Raw genomic sequence first — 377 nt, forward strand, 5'->3', positions numbered from 1 at the left:
TCTTTGATCACTCGGATAGTATCCCAGATATGACTCACTTTACTGATAGAGAAGTAATTTAACCACCCTCGCAGCAAGGGATTAAGCTTCCATACGATCCACGGTATGGTCCAGTGTTTACGCCTTCTGAATAACTCTTTAAGTACTCTAAATAGCTTACTTCTGGATTTTATACTGGGCCGTATATTGGTATAGTTACGATGATTCCACGCAAACTTTGAGGGAATGCTGCGGAATTCGAAACCCAGGAAGAACAGACTACTTTTATTGATATGAAGTAGTCTGGTTTTTTCCTTATTTAACCTTAATCCCATATTGATCATAATCTGGTCTATGTACCTCAGGATTTCTGAACTGAAGTACCATTTCCCCATCAG

The 377-nt window shown here is 39.3% G+C and carries 1 protein-coding gene; it reads right to left on the reverse strand.

The genetic code is table 11. The features are described 5' to 3' along the window. A partial coding sequence (locus JL102_RS23425; protein WP_317191666.1) for a group II intron maturase-specific domain-containing protein occupies positions 1–314 on the reverse strand: 314 nt, incomplete at its 3' end. Positions 315–377 lie beyond the last annotated feature (63 nt).

Source organism: Fulvivirga sediminis, assembly GCF_016757215.1.
Lineage (GTDB): Bacteria > Bacteroidota > Bacteroidia > Cytophagales > Cyclobacteriaceae > Fulvivirga > Fulvivirga sediminis.